A 19,022-nucleotide genomic window follows, 5' to 3' on the forward strand; every position below is an offset into this window, starting at 1 on the left:
TTGTTTTATATTACCAGCTTACAGTTTTACTAGATCCTAGTTTATTGATTCTATTAGTTTTTTGCCATACTACTAAGCCACTAACTTTTTCTGCTAATTTCATAACAAAAAAGTATTCAACTTGGGTTTTACCATTACTTAATTTTATATTTTGCTGACCAATTCTTCCCTGTAAAGTCAAAGAAGCACTAATTTGCGTATGATTTTTAGATACTGTAGCTTTATCATACCTATCATCATCTTTATCACTCATTACATCATCCATATTATTTTGAGTAGCACTATCATTGCCCTGAGTAGCTGAAGCTGCAAATTTACCTGAATTTATAAGTTCTTCTACCATCAAATCAGTCAAATTTCTAGTATCTATTCTTAAAGCCGTATCATTTACCACATCATAAACCGCCACAATAGCCTTACCTGAATTTCCTATTTTATTCACAACATAACTTGAATTAAACAAACTATTTAACATTTCTTTAGCTGTATTGTCAAAATCTTCACCAGTTAAAGCCATGCTTAAAGAATCGCCTTGTTTTACTTTTGCCGCAGTTCCATCTACATAAGTAGGTTGTTGCATACACGCACTAAATAAAACACCTATAGCCACTACACTTGTTAAAATTTTAATTTTTTGCATTTTTTATCCTTTTTTATTTAATATATATTTTATATTTTTTTGCTTTCTTATTACTAGCTATATTTTGTATAATATACTCTTGTTTAGCTAATAATCTTATATTTTTATAGTTTTTATCAATAGTATTTTTTATAACAAACCCATCCTTATCAAACCATTCTATTTTATAAGAAAGCTTTTTATCAACAGAACTATAAAAAATAATCTGCACTTCTAATAATCCTGCATTATTTATTCTTTCTTTTATACTTTTTACATTTGTATGTTTAAAATTTGCATCAAAAGTATCTTGCGAAACCAAAAACATATAATTTAATAATAATAAAAAAATTAACTTTTTCATTTTTCTATGATATTTATACTTGGAGCAATACTAGGTGCAAAAGAACGCACTACAACCAATGCATTTTTCTTTGGATTAATCTGTCTTTCAAATAGCACATCATTACTTGGAGTTTTAATAATAATTTTACCTGTATTTTTAATCATAACAACTCCTATGCTTTGTGGCAATCCTCTCCAAGATCTAACATCAGCTTGAGTAGTTGCTGCATTCATGATACCACTAGCAAGGCTTAAAAAACCTCCTGTTGAGTCATTATTAGCTACTGCTGCATTGATAGTAGTTTTTAAGATAGCTGAAACTATTGCTTTGGTAACTATTGATGGTTGCTCGAACTTAAACTCGCTTGCTACAACATTATCCAAATCAACTAATTTTGTAGTATTAGTATCATTTACACTTAAATACTCAAAAGACTGGCTTCTTTTTTTTAATTTAGGTAGAGCAATAGAAGTTGTCGTAAGAGTGTCATTTAAAATCAAAGGCAGAGTTAATCTAAACTCATCCTTTATTACACCAAAACCATTCTCATAAACAATAAAAACATATTTATTTTTTGATTTAGCATTGCTAATTGCTTTCCACTCTTTATTAATTTCTTTATTTTTTGGGTTTAAAATCTTTATTTCTTTAAATAAATCTTTAGCTAAAGTATAATCTTTACTCATATAATAAAAAATCGAAGCTAAGTAAGTTGCATAAGGATTGGTAAAATTTTTACTTGTTGAAAATTCTTCAAACAAAGCTTCATATTGAGTATTTATTTGTTTTGTTGATTCACTAAAATTTTTATTAAAATTTGGATCTTCTTTTTTGGCCTTTTCTAATTCTGCTTTATTTTTAGCAATTTGAGCTTTAAAATAATCTTTTGCTCTATCTTGACGCAATAAAGCTCTTTTAAACTCCACTCTTGCATTATTATAATCACCCTCACTCATAAAATTTAAACCCTTATATGTATTTACCATTATTCTTTCATATAAAGAGCCATCATAGTCTAATATGGAATCATTTATTAATGTAGTTACAGCTGTTTTAGCAATTTTTTGAGCGCCACTTCTTAAATCCACATCAACTTGATAAGATTCCTCAACCTTATCAAAAAATTCATTACTAAGATTAAAATCTCCACAATTTTTTGCGATTAAACCTGCATTTAATCCTACATATACTGGATCATCTTTTTTATCTACCTTAGTCATTTCTTGAGTAAAAAATTCATCAGAACATATCTTTTGGGTTAACTTTTGCTCTAATTCATTGTTTACTTTTACATGATTAGCACACGCACTAAATAAAATAGCTGTTAATGCAATCACACTAAATAAAATTTTATTTTTCATAGCCAATTTCTAATTAAAAATTAAGAATGTATTATATATAAAAAATAAACAAAAAACAACATTCCCTAAAGAAATATCTTTAGGGAAAATTTTATTAAAGCTCTGGTTTTGGAGTTTTTTCAGTAGCTTTTGGAAGTTGAGGATAAGTAATGCTTGGTTTTTTGCCTGTTAGAGCATGTAAGAAAGTTTCTATAGAAGCTGCTTCTTTGTCAGAAATTTCTATGCCAAGTTGCACACTACCCATTTCTTTAATCGCATCTTGTAAAGACCAAATAGCGCCATTATGGAAGTATGGAGCTGTTTCGGCAATATTTCTTAAAGTTGGAGTTTTAACTAAACCATTTGCATCACCTTTAAAATCACCTACATTTGCAAATTTATATTTAGCTGCCACTTGGAAAGCTTGCATACTACCACCTAAATTTACTCCTGTATGGCAAGCTGTACAGCCTTTATCGATGAAAGTTTTTAAACCTTCTTTTTCTTTTTTGCTTAAAGCTTTTGTATCACCTTCTAAGAATTTATCAAATTTAGATGGAGTTAGAAGTGTTCTTTCAAATGTAGCAATAGCATCTGCTATATTATCAAAAGTTACCCCATCATTACCATATATTTTTTTAAATTCTTTAACATATTCTGGCATAGAAGAAATTTTTTCTACTGCTAACTTAGCAGGAGTTGCCATTTCAGGCTCTGCTTCAATTGGTCCTTTTGCTTGATCTGCTAAAGTACCTGCTCTACCATCCCAAAATTGAGTTGAATTTAAAACAGAATTATAAACTGTTGGCGAATTTAAATGATGAGGATTAGCAGTCCATTTGTGTCCTACAGCTGCTGCTATACCATCAGCACCACCCATACCTAAGTTGTGACAGGTATTACAAGAAATCAAACCACTTTTAGAAAGTCTTGGTTCAAAATACAGCTTTTTACCAAGATTAGCTTTTTCTTTAGAAAACTTACTAGCTTTAACGCCCATTTCTTTTAATAGTTTTTCAACGCCTGCTTGATCCTTTGGCAAAGGTGCTAAACCTGCTGCTTTTGCTTCATCAAGCAAAGCTTTATCGTTAGCAAAAGCAGTTGATGCAACTAATAATGATGATGCAACTAATAATGAAATTTTTTTCATTATTCACTCCTAAATAAGATAAAATAAAGCCTATTTAAAATAAACTTATTGAAAATATATCTATAATTTTCTTTAAATAAAATAAAAAATTTCTATTTAAAAATAAAAATTATTATAGGATAAAATATCTCTTAAATATTTATTTCAGAGTTTTTTGCTATCATTATTATAAATCTTTATAGAATTAGGATAGAAAGTAAATGGAAAATTTAATAATTTATCTTTTAGCTTATCTTATAGGTGCTATACCTTTTGGTCTTTTACTAGCTCAAATTTTTGCCAAAACAAATATCAAAAATGCAGGCAGTAAAAGCATAGGCGCTACCAATGTTTTAAGAGTAGTAAAAGAAAGCGACCCTAAGCTTGCCAAAACACTTGCTGTTGCAACAATTGTCTTAGATGCACTTAAAGGAATTGTACCTATATTAGTAGCAAAAATTTTAGGCTATGATGAAAATATCTTATGGACTATGGCGGTTTTAGCAGTATTTGGTCATTGTTTTTCTCCTTATTTAAAATTTGAAGGTGGCAAAGGAGTAGCTACTGGAGCTGGGGTTTTAGCAGTATTTTTACCTTTTGAGATTATATGTGCACTTTTGGCTTGGTTTATTATAGGTAAGGTATTTAAAATTTCAAGCTTAGCCTCACTTGGAGCTTTAATTGTTTTAATTACAACTTCTTTTATATTTCATTATGATATGCCTGCGATTAATACCCATGCGCCGATATTTATCATCGCTTTTATAGTAGTTTATAAACACATACCAAATATTTTAAGGCTTATTGGAAAACAAGAATGCAAAGTCATATAAAAGTTAGCTTAGAATTTAAATGTATTATAGGGCTTTTGGATTTTGAAAGAATTCAAGAGCAAAAAGTCCTAATAGAATTAGAAGCTAAAAGTAAGAAATTTTTAGATTATGCAAAATTATGCACTAGAATAGAAAAAATCTATAAAAAGAAAAAATTTAAGACTATAGAAAAATCTTTAAAATATATATGCAAAGATATCAAAAAACATCATAAAAAACTTCAATTTATAAATATTACTTGTTATAAGCCCGATATCATCAAAAATGCGTGCGTTGGAGCTAGTTTAAGCAAAAAATATTAAAAATTTTTTAAAGAATTTTGAACATTTGCTTAATTTGTGTTATACTTTTGCACTAAAACTATCTTCAAAGGAATAAAATGCGTATTTTAGTTGTAGAAGATGAAGCATCGCTTAATAAAACTTTATCAAACACTTTAAATGAGTTTGGCTATCAAAGCGACACTTCAGAAAATTTTAAAGACGCTGAGTATTTTATAGGTATTAGACATTATGATTTAGTATTATCAAATTGGACTATAGGCAATAATGATGCAAGCGATTTGATCAATGCTATCAAACAAAAATCTCCAAGAACTGCTATAGTAACAATGTGTACAAAAGCAGACAAAGAAAATGAAATCAAAGCTTTAAAAGCTGGAGCAGATGATTATATAAAAAAACCTTTGGATTTTGAAATTTTAATGGCAAGAATCGAAGCTAGACTTAGATTTGGCGGGACAAATGTGATTAAGATTGATGATTTAGTGATTGATCCTGATGAAGAAAAAATCACTTATCAAGGAAAAGACATAGAGTTAAAAGGAAAGCCTTTTGAAGTTTTAACTCACCTTGCTAGACACTCTGATCAAATCGTATCAAAAGAACAACTTTTAGATGCTATTTGGGAAGAACCTGAACTTGTAACTCCAAATGTTATAGAAGTTGCAATCAATCAAATAAGACAAAAAATGGATAAACCTCTTAATATTTCCACTATAGAAACTGTGCGCCGCAGAGGATATCGCTTTTGTTTTCCTAAAAAAACTAACTAAAAAATTTTTAGAATGATTTGATCATTCTAAAAATTAAATATTTTTATCTCTTTTTAAATTAGCTATAAGTTTTTATATAGTATAAGTTTGCTTTATTATCAATAAAAGGAAAAGTATGTCACTTTTAATCACTAGAGAATGTATATCCTGTGATGCATGCAGAGAAGAATGTCCAGATGAAGCAATTTATGATAATGATCCAATCTATGTCATAGATCCTGATTTATGTACTGAATGTGTGAATGAATTTTCAGAACCAGCCTGTATAGTGGCCTGTCCAGTAGATTGTATCATACCTGATCCTGATAATGTAGAAAGTATTGATGAGCTTCGCTTAAAACATAAAAATAAAGATATTTAATGGCTAAAAAAACAGCAGTAATTGATCTTGGCTCTAACTCCGTTCGTATGGTTGTTTTTGAAAGAACCTCAAGATATGGTTTTTTTATTTGCAGTGAACACAAAAAGAAAGTAAGACTTGGAGAAAATGCTTATAATAACAACAAAATCCTCCAAGAAGAAGCCATGTTTAAGGCCGAGAAGGCACTAGCTTATTTTAAAGAAAAAGCTGTAAAAGAAAAATGTAGGAAAATTATTGCCGTTGGAACTTCTGCGCTAAGAGATGCGCCTAATGCAAAAGAATTTATTACTAGAATATCAAAAAATGTGGGTTTAAACATAAAATGCATTAATGGTAAAACAGAATCATTTTTAGGTGGTCTTGCTGCGTTAAATTTACTATCAAATATTCAAAATGCCACCACCATAGACATAGGTGGAGGATCAACCGAGCTTTGCTTGATTAAAGAAGGTAAAATTATAGATTGTATTTCGCTTGATCTAGGAACCGTAAGATTAAAAGAGATTTTTTATGATACTAAAAGATTAAACGCTCTAGATCAATTCATACAAGAAGCTCTAATACAAGTTCCAAAACATTTTCAAAGCGAAAATATTATTGCCATAGGTGGAAGCTTAAGAGCATTATCAAATTCTATAATGAAAAAAAATTCCTATCCTTTAAAAATAATCCATAATTTCAGCTACAGCTTTGAAAGAGAAAAAAATTATATAGAAAAAATTCAAAATGCAAAAAATTTAATAGATTTTGATATCAAAAAAGATCGTTTTGATACTATAAAAGAAGGTTGTGTCATATTTTTAGCCTTAGCTAAAAAACTCAAAGCTAAAAATATCATCACTTCAGCAGTAGGTGTCAGAGAAGGCGTATTTTTATCTAATCTTTTTCAAAAATACGCCAAAATAAAAAACGACACTAATGACTTTTCGCAATTTAATGCCAAATTTCCGCCAAATTTCAACCCAAGTTTAAAATCCTTACAAGATCGCTTTGGTGTTGATTATAAAGATAAAAGTGCTTATTTTGCAAGTAAATTATTTGATGTGCTTTTACCTATTCACAAAATAAGTTTAGATTTTAAAAAAGATCTTTTAAGCGCTGCTAAATTAGCCCATATAGGTGAAAAAATTAATTTTTATTTTGCTAATGAACATAGCGCCTATATGGCAATGAGTGGCTTAAACTTTGGCTTTTCACACAAAGAAATTTTGCTTATTGCAACTCTTTTAAAAGCCAATGGTAAAAAAATAAATCCCCTTGCTATAGAACATGTTAAAGAATTATTACCAAATAACCATATATTAGCTTGGCTTAATTTTATTCTAGCACTAGCAAAAAAACTTGCTAAAGATAGTGATGAAAATCTTGATTTTACATTAAAAAATCATACCTTATATATTTATTCAACAAAAAAACAAATTTATTTTTCAAGAGAAGAAATCAAAAAAATTTCAAAGCCAAAACTTATTGTTTTAGCTTTTAATCAATCTAATTAAGCATTTTGTTTTAAAAGTAAATTTTGCAATCTTTGTTTATTTTCTTCAAAATAAGAATCAAAGTCTTTTTCTTTTGGTTTTTGGGATGTTTTGTTTTGTTCCTCATTTTTCATCATAGCTTCACTTGTTTCTAATACCACATTAGAATTTCCTATGATCATAGTATAGCGTTTTAAGCCATGCTCAAAAACTACAAGTTGATTATGTCTATCAAGTGGTCTTTGAAAAATCAAAGTAAAATTTCTATCTAAAGGATGTTTTTGTCTTAAATACATTTTTAAAAACCAAAGTCCAACAAGCAAAAGTATCAAAACACTTACAACTAAAATATAATTTGTAAAATCATACTCTTGCATTTTTATCTCCTCATTTTTTTCTTCTAAGCTATTTTTAGTTGCTAAATTCATACCTTCTTTTTGAGCGCGTAGTCTTAATCCATATTCACCAATCGTATCTGCATTAATTTGTATCTTATCGCCAACACTTAAGGCTATAAAAGTTTTTTTACCTTCTGAAAAAATTTTTATTTTTTTAATAATGCTAGAATTTAACGTCTTATCTTCTTCTTTAATACTTTGAGCATTTAGTGTAAAAATAATAATATCACCTTTTCTCTTTTGACTAATGCCTTCTTTATAAGGAATATCAAATGAAAAAGTAATATCCACCCTATCTTCTCTAGGATAGATATTATAATCAAGAATTTTTGCCCCAAAAAGAGGTAAAGCAAGTAGTAAAATCCAAATAAATCTCATTGCAATTCTTTTTTAAAATACTGCAATACTGATTTAGAATCTAAAATCTCATTAATTCTTATGGCAAGGTTTTTTTCATACACCATCACCTCACCTTTACCAAAAATTCTTTTATTCAAGTAAAGCTCCACACTTTCGCCTGCTGGCTTTTCAAGATCTATCACAGAACCAACTTCTAGCTTTAAGAGTTCTCTCACACTCATATTAGTCGTGCCAAGCTCACTAACAAAATCAACACTAATGTCTAAAATATCTTCATAAGATTGTAATAATCCTAAATGATCTTCTATCATATTTTTTTATAACCTATTCTAAAGGAAGCATTTTTTACTTCATAAGTAAATTTTTCTTTGAGTTTAATTTTTGAAAATCCATCAATACGCCCTAAATACTCAGGAACACCTAAACGATACTCATCTTTTCCATTAGTATCATTAAGTAGCTTTTTAGCATAGCCTATGATTTGATTGGCCACTTCTTTAACTAAATCTGCCAATCCATCTTCTTTTAATTCTTCATGCAATAAAAATTGTGCAATTTCATTTAAAGCTTGTTTTTGAAAAAACAAATAAAAACTATATTCCTCATCTTTAAAATACAAAGGTATAGAAGCCCCATAAAGCTCGCCTCTAATCACGCTTTTTTGTGAAATTTTTAATTTTAAAATATGCTCAAAAAAATGATAAATCGAATACTCAAGTGTTTTAGTCATAGCTTTTCCTTAATAAACTTATAATAAATTTATTTTACTAAATAAACCTTTAATCATAATTAATAATTAAAATATAAAATACTATAATTTTGATTTGCTAAAAGGCTTTTAATGTTTATAGAAAATTTTAATTTAGATGAAAAAGTTTTTATCATTGCCGAGCTTTCAGCCAACCATGCAAACAGCCTTGAAGTGGCCTTAAAAACCATACAAGCAGCTAAAAAAGCAGGGGCTGATGCTATAAAAATTCAAACCTACACCCCAGATAGCTTAACACTAAATTCAAATAAAAAAGATTTTATTATCGAAGGTGGTTTGTGGCATGGACGTAAACTATACGAATTATACGAAGAAGCTAAAACGCCTTATGAGTGGCATGAAAAACTTTTTGAATGCGCCAAAAACGAAGGGCTAATATGCTTTTCTAGTCCTTTCTCTAAAGAGGATGTGAATTTTTTAAAACAATTTAATCCCCCAACTTATAAAATCGCTTCTTTTGAGGCAAATGATTATGATTTTGTGCGTTATGTGGCAAAAGAAAACAAACCTACTTTGGTTTCTACAGGTATAGCTTATGAAGAAGAGCTTGAAATGGTTGTTAAAATTTTCCAAGAAGAAAACAACCCAAATCTAATTTTGCTTAAATGCACTTCGGCTTATCCTTCGCAAATTTGTGATTTAAATCTAAACGCCATCAAAACTTTACAAGAAAAATTTAAAACCATAGTAGGCTTAAGCGATCATAGTGAGGGTTTTTTAGCACCTACTTTAGCAGTAGCTCTTGGAGCAAAAGTCATAGAAAAACATTTTATATTAGATAAAAGCTTAAATAGTGCTGATGCTAAATTTAGTCTTGATTTTGACGAATTTAAGCAAATGTGCTCCATGGTACGCTTGAGCGAGCAAGCACTAGGTAAATCTAGCTTAATAATAGATGATAAAACCTTAAAAAATCGTCATTTTGCAAGAAGCTTATATGCGAGTAAAGATATAAAAAAAGGTGAAATTTTTACACAAGATAATGTAAAAAGCATAAGACCAAGCCTGGGCTTACATCCTAAATTTTTACCTATCATACTTGGTAAAAAAGCAAGTTGTGATATAGAATTTGGACAAGCGTTAAAGAAGCAACATTTACAATTAAATTAAACACTGTTTATGGCTCATATAAATCTCAAATGTACAATTTCAGGTATTTTATTAATTAAACCATACTTTTTGCTATAATAAAACAAAAATTTGGATTTTATAATGAATAAAGAATTATTTTTAAAAAACACCCAAGCTCTTTTTGAAGTTGATCAAATATTAGCTTATGAACTAAGAAAACTATCTGATACTCAAAGATTTCAACTTATAGAGAATAAAATTTTTGATACATGCAATCAAGTATTCTTGGATGAAAATCACTCTTTTGACTTTGAAAAATTTGAGTTGTATCCAGTATTGTTTTTTTACGGCTTTGGTGATGGGAAATTTTTCTTAGAACTTTTAAAAAATCAACACTTAAAGCACATCGTAATCTTTGAGGATGAGTTAGAAATTTTATATCTAGCCTTTCATTTGATTGATTTTTCAACACTTCTTAGAAAAGAAAAATTAATTTTATTTTTTACACCAAATATCAACACCGCTCAAATCAAAGTTTTATTTGATTATCCCAATATCAAACATACATTAAAAATTTTTAATTTTCACTTTTACAATGAGTTTTATACCAATTTTTACTCATCTAATGCCCAAAATATAATGCAAACTATGCTAAATACAATCAAAACACTTATGCTTGCTCGAGGTAATGACCCAAAAGACGCTTTAATTGGAATAGAACACAATACTATCAATCTTGAAAAAATCATCACTCATGCTCCTTTAAAAAGTCTAATAAAAGACAGAAAAGCAAAAACAAAGAATGCTATAATAGTTTCAACAGGTCCATCTTTAATAAAACAACTACCTCTTTTAAAAAAATATCAAGAAAATGCTGTAATTTTTAGCGCTGATAGTTCCTATATAATATTAGCAAAAGAAGGAATTAAACCAGATTATGTATGTTCTTTAGAAAGAGTAGATCTTACAAGTGAATTTTTTAATAATGATTTTGGAAATTTTGATAAAGATATATTATTTATCATTGCTTCTTTAACTCATCCCAAAACCATAGAGTATTTAGAAAAAAATAATAGAAATTATATACTTACTTTAAGACCTTTATTTTTTGAAAGCAAACTCGGCTTAAATGAATATGGTTTTTTAGGGAATGGCATGAGTGTAGCCAATATGGCTTATGAATTAGCTGGTGCTTTAAGATTTGAGAATATCATTTTAATAGGCCAAGATTTAGCTTATAGTGATGATGGTAAATCACACCCGAAAGAGCATCTATATGGTGATCAAGGAGATAAGGAAGTAATTTACAAAGAAATCACTGCTTATGGTGGCAACGGAAAGGTGAAAACGCAACTTACTTGGTATTTATTTTTAAAAAACTTTGAAAAAGATATTGCTCTTGCAAAAAACATCCTAAATATAAAAACATACAATGCTACAGAAGGTGGAGCTAGGATAGAAGGAACCATAGAAAAACCTTTTAAAGAAGTTTGCGAAGAAATATTAAGAGAGAAAATTAACAAAAACATCACATTGATAAAACCAAAAAATCCTCAAAAAAAAATCAAACAATGCAAAGAAAGACTTATCAAACAAACAAAGCAATGTCAAATATTTATCAATGAATGTAAAAAAGCTATTAAAGAAAAAAACTTAGAAAAACTAGAAAAACTGAGATTAAAGCTACCAAAAAGTGATTTTTTTTCAGATATTGTGCAAGCTAGATATTTTCAAAATGAATGTGAAGTTTTAAAATACAAAGTTTCAAAAGTTAAAGATTTAGAATTTTTCTTAGCTCAACAAATCGATTTTTTTGAAGAAATTATTTTATATCTAGAAAAATATAGTGACACCATTAGAAAAAATATTAATAATAAATAATTTTAATGGATTTTGATTTTTACTTTCTAAGTCAAATGTGCAATATTATATTTTAATTTAAATTGAAAAATGTCGATTTTATCTTAAACGAAAGGGTAATATGAAAACAGAAATTTTTAAAAAAAATATCAAAGCTTTAAAAGGAAATGATTTTCAAAGTTTAAAAAGAAAATTGAGCAGAATAAAAGAAATAAAAGATTATATTTATGTTTTTGATAAAGATCCTCTAAACTGTAATATTTGTTATAAGAATTTGAAAAATATATACAAAGACCCTCTAAAAGAATTACAAGAAAAAATAGAAATTTTCAATAAAAAATACCTAAGATACCCTGTGTTATTTTTTTATGGTTTAGGTAATGGAATTTTTTATAAAAATTTACTATCGAACAAAACTCACGAGAAAGTTATTGTCTACGAAAAAGATATAGAGCTAATATTTTTAGCCTTTAATATGATTGATTTTTCTAAAGAACTTTCAGAAGGAAGATTGATTATCGTTCATACCAAGGAAGTAAATTATGTTAAAGCGGATTTAACATGTAGCTTATTAGGTTTATTTCTAAGAACCTATGATCTACATATTCATTCACATTTTTATGAAGATCAAAAAAAAGAAATTCAATACATTAACACCTTAAATTCTAAAGTAATTAAAAGCATAGCTTTAAAGCAAGGAAATGATCCAATAGATGCCATGCAAGGAGTAGAGCAATTTGTTTTAAATTTACCCAAAATACTAACACATCCAAGTTTTAAGGAATTAAAACAAAAAAGAGCTAATAAAAGTAAAAATGCTATATTAGTAGCAACTGGACCATCTCTGCAAAAGCAACTTCCTTTACTTAAAAAATATGCAAATAATGCAACTATCTTTTGTGCTGATAGTGCTTATCCCATCCTAGCAAAAGCCGGTATCAAGCCTGATTATGTTTGTATGCTTGAAAGAGATGATATAGTAGCTAAATGTTTTGATAATGATTTTGGAGATTTTGATAAAGATATAATTTTTATTTTAGCCTCATTAGCATATAGAGATAGCATTAGTTTTTTAGAAAAAAATAATAGAAAATACATTTTAGTTTCAAGATCCTTACCATTTGCTTATTCTGTAGGTTTACATGATTTTGGTTATGTTAGTGGGGGCATGAGTGTTGCTCACTTAAATTTCGAGTTAGCCCAACTATTGGGACATAAAAATATCATTTTAATAGGACAAGACTTAGCTTACACCAATGAAGGTAAAACACACAGTGATGGCTTTTTACATGAAAGTTACCATGAAGGAGACTTTGAGCGTGACCATGGTAAATATGAAATTTTAGCCTATGGTGGAAAAGGTTATGTGCAAAGTTCAGAAATTTGGGTTTTATTTAAGCAAATTTTCGAAAACTTATTTCATAAGCAAGCAAAAATAAAAATTTACAATGCCACAGAAGGCGGAGCAAGGATAGAAGGAACCATAGAAAAGCCTTTTAAAGAACTCTGCGAGACCTTACTTACAGATAAAATCAAAAAACCTTTTCCAAAACTGCAAAAACTAAAACGTAAAGATAGCAATGAATTGATGTTACAAGCTTATAACAAAATCAAACAATATATCAAAGCAAGTGATAAATTTTTTAAAGAATGTAAAAGATTACATAAAGCACTAAACAACCAAAGTAAAATCCGCTATACACCTCAAGAATTAAGCGATCAAATAGACACTCTTAAAACAACACTAGAAAGCCAAAAATACATTTTTTTAAGAGAAGTTATCTCTCCTTCTTTATTTCACTTAGAAAGCACTATTTCTAAAATTTATGTCTCTCCTATACACAATGATAGTGATAAACAAAATAAACTTACAGCTTGGATATTAGCGCATAAAACTTGGCTTGAAGATATAGCAGAATTAACTTTGGTACAAGAAAAAGCTTTAAAAATTGCTATCATGCCTTTACAAGATATCTTAGAAAAAAGAAAATTAATATAAAGTGGGTTTTTACCCACTTTGGATTTATTGTAAAAGTTTTAGAACATTTTGTTGTACAGCATTAGCCTGACTCATAGCATAAGATCCACTTTGAGCTAGAATGTTATACTTAGAAAAGTTTGCACTTTCTGCAGCAAAGTCTACATCTCTGATGTTTGATTCAGCTGATTTGATATTTACTTGAGTTACACTGATGTTATTAAGTGTAGCTGTGATTTGATTTTGCACTGCACCGATGTCAGCCCTAATAGCATCAAGGTTTGCCGTGGCAGTTTCAACTATATCCATCATAGCCATTGCGCCTTTGAGTGTAGTAACACCTGGAGTTTGATCATTTCCGGCTATTGATACTGCTAGATTTGCAAATTGGGTTGCACCATCATTATTACCTACACTAAAACCAAAGGCTACAGAGAATGCTGTTACAAAAGCTAAATTACCTTCATATACCTTTGACATATCTTTACCGCTATTTACAGAAAATCCTGAACCAGCACTCATACCACTACCAGCTGAAGACATAAAAGCTTCAAGGCTTGCAAAGGTAACTATCATTTTACCACCACCTTTATAGGCATTAAAGCCCATAGCATCAGCCATTTGAGAATCTATTCTCCCTTTTGATTCTCTTAGCGATACAGAAGCTTGAGAAATCATATCTGCTGGACCCATACCTATAGCACTAAGTCCACTTCCTGATATTAAGATATCTTTACCATCATTTTTAACTAATGATAAACGACCAAAGTTTTTATAATCATCTTTTAAAATACCTGCTCCAGGACCCATATCTCCAGTGATTTCTATGCCTCTACCATCTCTTGAATTAAGCACTAATCTACCATTAGCATCTCTTGAAGCTTCAACACCTGTGCTATCTTTTACTGAGTTTATAGCAGCTACTAAAGCTCCATTTTGATCACTATCTTGATATTCTATCCTACCTATTTTAACCCCATTAATAGCAAAATCATCACTTGTTACCCCTGCTTTTATAGGACCAGCTCCGGTGGTTTCTACTATAAAATTAGCTCTAACACCAGTTACATCTGCTACTCTATTAATCTCTTCAGCCAAAGCACCTATACCAGTACCTACTGAAGATGAAATCACTACAGGTTGGAATTTAAAATCATCTACACCATTATAGTTTTTAATAGTAAGTTGAGCTACACCACTACTATGAGACATAGAACCTGTTTCAAATCTAGTAACACCGATTTTACTTGATTGTGTTGGACCTATGCTTGCTTTTACAGTTTGATTTGACTGAGCGCCAATTTGAAATTCTTGATTAGTAAAATTTCCACTTAAAAGTTGTTTGCCGTTAAATGCTGTAGTGTTTGCGATATTATCAAGCTCTTCCATCAAACGGTTAATATCAGCTTGAAGCATATTTCTTGTTTTAGTGCTTTGTCCATCTTGAGCAGCTTGAGTTGCTTTTACTTTGATAGTATCTAAGATTTTAAGTTGCTCATCCATAGCTTTATCAGCTGTTTGTAAAATACCTATAGCATCATTACCATTGTTAATAGCTTGACCCAAAGTTGCAGCTTGAGATCTTAAGCTATCTGCAATAGCCATCCCAGAAGCATCATCTGCTGCAGAGTTGATTCTAAGACCTGAACTAAGTCTAGATAAAGACTTGTCTAATTCTCTTGCTGTTATAGTTGAGTTTGCGTGTGCATTCATTGCACCTATGTTGGTGTTTATTCTAAAACCCATTTTAAATCCTTTCAAAATATTGCTTAATTTTTATAAAGCAATAAGTGTTCCAAATATAAGAAAGTAAATGGGATATAAAATAAAAGTGTGAGAAAAACACCTTGAGTACTCAAGGTGTTTTGGATTTCTTTACTATTGTAATAATCTCATTACATTTTGTTGTACAGCATTAGCCTGACTCATAGCATAAGATCCACTTTGAGCTAGAATGTTATATTTAGCAAAGTTTGCACTTTCTGCAGCAAAGTCTACATCTCTGATGTTTGATTCAGCTGATTTGATATTTACTTGAGTTACACTGATGTTATTAAGTGTAGCTGTGATTTGATTTTGCACCGCACCAAGATCAGCTCTAATAGAATCTAGGTTAGTAATAGCAGTTTCAGCTATATCCATTACAGCCATTGCACCTTTAAGTGTAGTTACACCTGCTTGTTGATCTTTAGCAGCTATATCTTGCAACGTAGCAGCGCTATGATTAAAATTTGCAAATTGGGTTGCACCATCATTATTACCTACACTAAAACCAAAGGCTACAGAGAATGCTGTTACAAAAGCTAAATTACCTTCATATACCTTTGACATATCTTTACCGCTATTTACAGAAAATCCTGAACCAGCACTCATACCACTACCAGCTGAAGACATAAAAGCTTCAAGGCTTGCAAAGGTAACTATCATTTTACCACCACCTTTATAGGCATTAAAGCCCATAGCATCAGCCACATTAGTGTCGATATTTCCTTTTGATTCTCTTAGCGATACAGAAGCTTGAGAAATCATATCAGCTGCACCCATACCTATAGCACTAAGTCCAGTTCCTGATATTAAGATATCTTTACCATCATTTTTAACTAATGATAAACGACCATAATTTTTATAATCATCTTTTAAAATACCAGAACCAACTCCTATATTACCAGTGATTTCTATGCCTCTACCATCTCTTGAGTTAAGTACTAATCTACCATTAGCATCTTTAGAAGCTTCAACACCTGTGGTATCTTTTACTGAGTTAATAGCTGAAATCAAAGCTCCATTTTCATCGCCATCTTTATACTCAACTTCACCGATTTTTACACCATTGATAGAAAAATCTTGTGAGGTTTTATCAGCTTTGATAGAACCAGCCCCAGTGGTTTGAACCAAGAAATTAGCTCTAACACCTGTGATATCTGCTACTCTATTAATCTCTTCAGCCAAAGCACCTATACCAGTACCTACTGAAGATGAAATCACTACAGGTTGGAATTTAAAATCATCTATACCATTATAGTTTTTAATAGTAAGTTGAGCTACACCACTACTATGAGACATAGAACCTGTTTCAAATCTAGTAACACCGATTTTACTTGATTGGGTTGCGCCTATGCTAGCTTGTATGGTTTGATTTGATTGAGCACCAATTTGGAAGCTTTGATTAGTAAAACCACCACTTAAAAGTTGTTTACCGTTAAAAGAGGTTGTATTTGCGATATTATCAAGCTCTTCCATCAAACGGTTAATATCAGCTTGAAGCATGTTTCTTGTTTTAGTGCTTTGTCCATCTTGAGCAGCTTGAGTTGCTTTTACTTTGATAGTATCTAAGATTTTAAGTTGCTCATCCATAGCTTTATCAGCTGTTTGTAAAATACCTAAAGCATCATTACCATTGTTAATAGCCTGACCTAAAGTATTAGCTTGAGATCTTAAGCTATCTGCAATAGCCATCCCAGAAGCATCGTCTGCTGCGGAGTTGATTCTAAGACCTGAACTAAGTCTAGACAAAGAGCTATCCAATGCTCTTGAGTTTAAATTTGCATTGTTTTGAGCATTTAAAGATGCCACGTTAGTATTTATACGAAATCCCATTTTAAATCCTTTTAAATAAATTCAACCGCTTCCATGCAGTTGTTTAGACTATATCGAAAATAAAGAAAAAAATTTTATACTTTTAAGATATTTTTGTATTCATTTATAGAATTTTCCATACTTGCTAGACTTAATGCTGTAAATTCTAAAAATATTTCTAGAAAATCTATATATCTTAATAAAGCATTTTGAGGATCTTCATATAGGCAAATATTAAAAAGACCTCTATGGTAAAATAATGGCTTATACATAAAACTTTGTAAAATTTTACTTTCATCAATCATTGTATTAAATTTCAAAACAACATCCATAAAATCCATAAAATTTTCATAAAGATGATTTTGGGTTTTATTTTGTTTCAAAACATTTAAGATTTTTTGCGCATCTTCATATAAAGCATTTAACTCAAAATAATCTTTTTGTAAAAGCTCCAGTGATTTTAATAATATTTTTTTCTGCCTATTAAAACTTAAAATGTTAGGCAAAATATAATCTTTTTTAACATCTTTTAGTAATTCCAACACCTCTTTAAAAGGCTTTTCTATAGTATAGTCTATAAAAGCACCTCCTTCGGTTGCGTTGTAAAAACTTACTTGGGGATTTGAAAGAAATAAAACCTCTAAACGCTTTCTAAACTCATCCCATCCTACATGAGTTTTAACAAAACCTTGTTTATTATAAGCTAGCACTTTTAATTTTTTTCTATTATTTTCCATGGCTTCAATATTACCAAAACTAAAAACATCTGCATCTGCATGTGAACTTCCATCTTCACTAAAAGCCAAATCTTGCCCTATTATAATAACGTTAATAAACCCCAAAGCTATAGCAAAATTATAAGCAAAATGAGCTACATTTATACCAATATCTAAATAACCAAAATCATTTAAATTAAATTTTTGCTGATAGTCTAAGTAGTCTAAAATAAAAATATTTTTTTTAAAATTTAAAATTTCTACCAAAACTTTATCTATAGAACAACTTAGGATATAAATAGGTTCTTTAGGATTAAAAGGTAAATTTTCATAAAAACATTTGCATTTTTCTTGAACATCTATAGAGAAAACAAAATCAGGATAAATTTCATTCTTAAGCAAAGTTTTGTAAGTAGCATCCAAAGCAAATATCACATAATCATCTTGGTAAGCTTTTAAAAGTTCTAGTTGTTTATTCAAAGAAGGTCCTGCACACACCACAACAACACTTTTGTTTTTTCCTTTATTTTCATAAATAAATCTTTGAAAAGGGATATTTTGCAAAACAGATGGTAAATTAAATAAAAAATTCTTTAACATTTTATTATTTAAAGAAAAATTTTTATCCGTAGTATGACTTAATCTGAAAACAACATCTAAGCACTTTTGATACACAAAATCAAACATAGAGTTTTGATCATAAAATTCACTATAAGGCAAAAGCTTAAAAAGCCCTAAATATTCAAAACAATCTTTTTGTGAAAAAAGTAAAAAAAGATATTCTTCCAACCTTTTCTCTTCTACATCGCAAAGATATATTTTTCCACTTGAAAGTTCTTGGCTTAAATCCATCTTACTTAAAACATTAGCAAAAAATTCAGCTTTATCGAAAATAAAAATATGTTTATTAATAAGTTTTTTTAAAAAAAGCCCATCTCCTATACCACAAAAAAATATATTAGGTTTTATTAAGTCATCTTTTGAAGGCACAAAGGGTGTTTGACTTGGAAAGATGTCGATAAAGTCTTCTTTTAAAGATAAAATTTTTTCTTGCAAGGGTTTGTTGGTAAATTCTAAAGCTTGTAAATTTTTTTGCAAAAACATTGTCTATCCTATGAAATTAAATTACAGAAAATT

Annotated in this window: 18 protein-coding genes; 8 read left to right on the top strand and 10 right to left on the bottom strand. The window is 29.5% G+C overall.

The annotated features are described in order from the left end of the window. Nucleotides 1-10: 10 nt before the first annotated feature. From lpoB to L8V79_RS05000, 4 genes are all read right to left on the bottom strand, one after another. A complete protein-coding gene (gene lpoB / locus L8V79_RS04985) occupies nucleotides 11-640 on the bottom strand; it encodes a penicillin-binding protein activator LpoB (RefSeq protein WP_263702736.1) in 630 nt (209 codons plus the stop codon). 13 nt (nucleotides 641-653) lie between these two features. Next, nucleotides 654-983: a DUF1425 domain-containing protein gene (locus L8V79_RS04990; RefSeq protein WP_263702738.1), complete on the bottom strand. Its 330-nt coding sequence runs from the start codon at nucleotides 981-983 to the stop codon at nucleotides 654-656. Continuing rightward, nucleotides 980-2,326, bottom strand: a complete 1,347-nt coding sequence (locus L8V79_RS04995) for a COG3014 family protein (protein ID WP_412175182.1) — start codon at nucleotides 2,324-2,326, stop codon at nucleotides 980-982. Before L8V79_RS04995 ends, L8V79_RS04990 begins: the two co-directional genes overlap by 4 nt. Nucleotides 2,327-2,420: 94 nt before the next feature. After that, on the bottom strand, nucleotides 2,421-3,455 hold the full coding sequence (locus tag L8V79_RS05000; RefSeq protein ID WP_173787074.1) for a cytochrome-c peroxidase: 1,035 nt from the start codon (nucleotides 3,453-3,455) through the stop codon (nucleotides 2,421-2,423). 200 nt (nucleotides 3,456-3,655) lie between these two features. Here L8V79_RS05000 and plsY point away from each other — a divergent pair, with 200 nt between their 5' ends. The 5 genes from plsY (at nucleotide 3,656) to L8V79_RS05025 (ending at nucleotide 7,178) form a co-directional block, all read left to right on the top strand. Continuing rightward, on the top strand, nucleotides 3,656-4,267 hold the full coding sequence (plsY, locus tag L8V79_RS05005) for a glycerol-3-phosphate 1-O-acyltransferase PlsY (protein WP_173787073.1): 612 nt from the start codon (nucleotides 3,656-3,658) through the stop codon (nucleotides 4,265-4,267). Continuing rightward, a complete protein-coding gene (locus tag L8V79_RS05010; RefSeq protein WP_173787072.1) occupies nucleotides 4,252-4,569 on the top strand; it encodes a dihydroneopterin aldolase in 318 nt (105 codons plus the stop codon). The genes plsY and L8V79_RS05010 overlap by 16 nt, the downstream gene beginning before the upstream one ends. Before the next feature lie 77 nt (nucleotides 4,570-4,646). Further along, entirely contained in the window at nucleotides 4,647-5,321 is a 675-nt protein-coding gene (hsrA, locus tag L8V79_RS05015) for a homeostatic response regulator transcription factor HsrA (RefSeq protein WP_039667907.1), read from the top strand. Between the two features lie 115 nt (nucleotides 5,322-5,436). Continuing rightward, nucleotides 5,437-5,682, top strand: coding sequence for a YfhL family 4Fe-4S dicluster ferredoxin (locus L8V79_RS05020; RefSeq protein ID WP_012660922.1), 246 nt, complete (start codon nucleotides 5,437-5,439; stop codon nucleotides 5,680-5,682). After that, the gene (locus L8V79_RS05025) at nucleotides 5,682-7,178 is read left to right on the top strand and encodes a Ppx/GppA phosphatase family protein (RefSeq protein WP_263702744.1); all 1,497 of its coding nucleotides are present in this window, start codon (nucleotides 5,682-5,684) and stop codon (nucleotides 7,176-7,178) included. Before L8V79_RS05020 ends, L8V79_RS05025 begins: the two co-directional genes overlap by 1 nt. On the opposite strand, the gene L8V79_RS05030 is transcribed toward L8V79_RS05025, so the two are convergent. The 3 genes from L8V79_RS05030 to L8V79_RS05040 are packed head-to-tail and all read right to left on the bottom strand — an operon-like array spanning nucleotide 7,175 to nucleotide 8,645. Further along, nucleotides 7,175-7,933, bottom strand: coding sequence for a hypothetical protein (locus L8V79_RS05030; protein WP_263702746.1), 759 nt, complete (start codon nucleotides 7,931-7,933; stop codon nucleotides 7,175-7,177). The genes L8V79_RS05025 and L8V79_RS05030 overlap by 4 nt on opposite strands. Beyond that, entirely contained in the window at nucleotides 7,930-8,226 is a 297-nt protein-coding gene (gene fliN, locus L8V79_RS05035) for a flagellar motor switch protein FliN (protein ID WP_012660919.1), read from the bottom strand. Before fliN ends, L8V79_RS05030 begins: the two co-directional genes overlap by 4 nt. Further along, a complete protein-coding gene (locus L8V79_RS05040) occupies nucleotides 8,223-8,645 on the bottom strand; it encodes a hypothetical protein (protein ID WP_012660918.1) in 423 nt (140 codons plus the stop codon). Before L8V79_RS05040 ends, fliN begins: the two co-directional genes overlap by 4 nt. 111 nt (nucleotides 8,646-8,756) lie before the next feature. Between L8V79_RS05040 and pseI the strand changes: the two genes are divergently transcribed. The 3 genes from pseI to L8V79_RS05055 all read left to right on the top strand — a co-directional run bounded on the left by pseI (nucleotide 8,757) and on the right by L8V79_RS05055 (nucleotide 13,614). Further along, on the top strand, nucleotides 8,757-9,794 hold the full coding sequence (gene pseI, locus L8V79_RS05045; RefSeq protein WP_263702748.1) for a pseudaminic acid synthase: 1,038 nt from the start codon (nucleotides 8,757-8,759) through the stop codon (nucleotides 9,792-9,794). A gap of 102 nt (nucleotides 9,795-9,896) precedes the next feature. Then, nucleotides 9,897-11,636, top strand: a complete 1,740-nt coding sequence (locus L8V79_RS05050; RefSeq protein WP_263702749.1) for a motility associated factor glycosyltransferase family protein — start codon at nucleotides 9,897-9,899, stop codon at nucleotides 11,634-11,636. A 100-nt stretch (nucleotides 11,637-11,736) separates the two neighbouring features. Beyond that, nucleotides 11,737-13,614: a motility associated factor glycosyltransferase family protein gene (locus L8V79_RS05055; RefSeq protein ID WP_263702751.1), complete on the top strand. Its 1,878-nt coding sequence runs from the start codon at nucleotides 11,737-11,739 to the stop codon at nucleotides 13,612-13,614. 24 nt (nucleotides 13,615-13,638) lie between these two features. Here the strand turns inward: L8V79_RS05055 and L8V79_RS05060 are convergent, their stop codons facing one another. The 3 genes from L8V79_RS05060 to L8V79_RS05070 all read right to left on the bottom strand — a co-directional run bounded on the left by L8V79_RS05060 (nucleotide 13,639) and on the right by L8V79_RS05070 (nucleotide 18,989). Then, a complete protein-coding gene (locus L8V79_RS05060) occupies nucleotides 13,639-15,339 on the bottom strand; it encodes a flagellin A (protein WP_263702754.1) in 1,701 nt (566 codons plus the stop codon). A gap of 132 nt (nucleotides 15,340-15,471) precedes the next feature. After that, nucleotides 15,472-17,190, bottom strand: coding sequence for a flagellin A (locus tag L8V79_RS05065; RefSeq protein WP_263702756.1), 1,719 nt, complete (start codon nucleotides 17,188-17,190; stop codon nucleotides 15,472-15,474). Between the two features lie 74 nt (nucleotides 17,191-17,264). After that, complete coding sequence (locus L8V79_RS05070; RefSeq protein ID WP_263702757.1) at nucleotides 17,265-18,989, bottom strand: motility associated factor glycosyltransferase family protein; 1,725 nt, start codon at nucleotides 18,987-18,989, stop codon at nucleotides 17,265-17,267. Nucleotides 18,990-19,022: the final 33 nt, after the last annotated feature.

Source organism: Campylobacter sp. IFREMER_LSEM_CL2194, from assembly GCF_025771685.1.
In the GTDB taxonomy this organism is placed as follows: Bacteria; Campylobacterota; Campylobacteria; order Campylobacterales; family Campylobacteraceae; genus Campylobacter_D.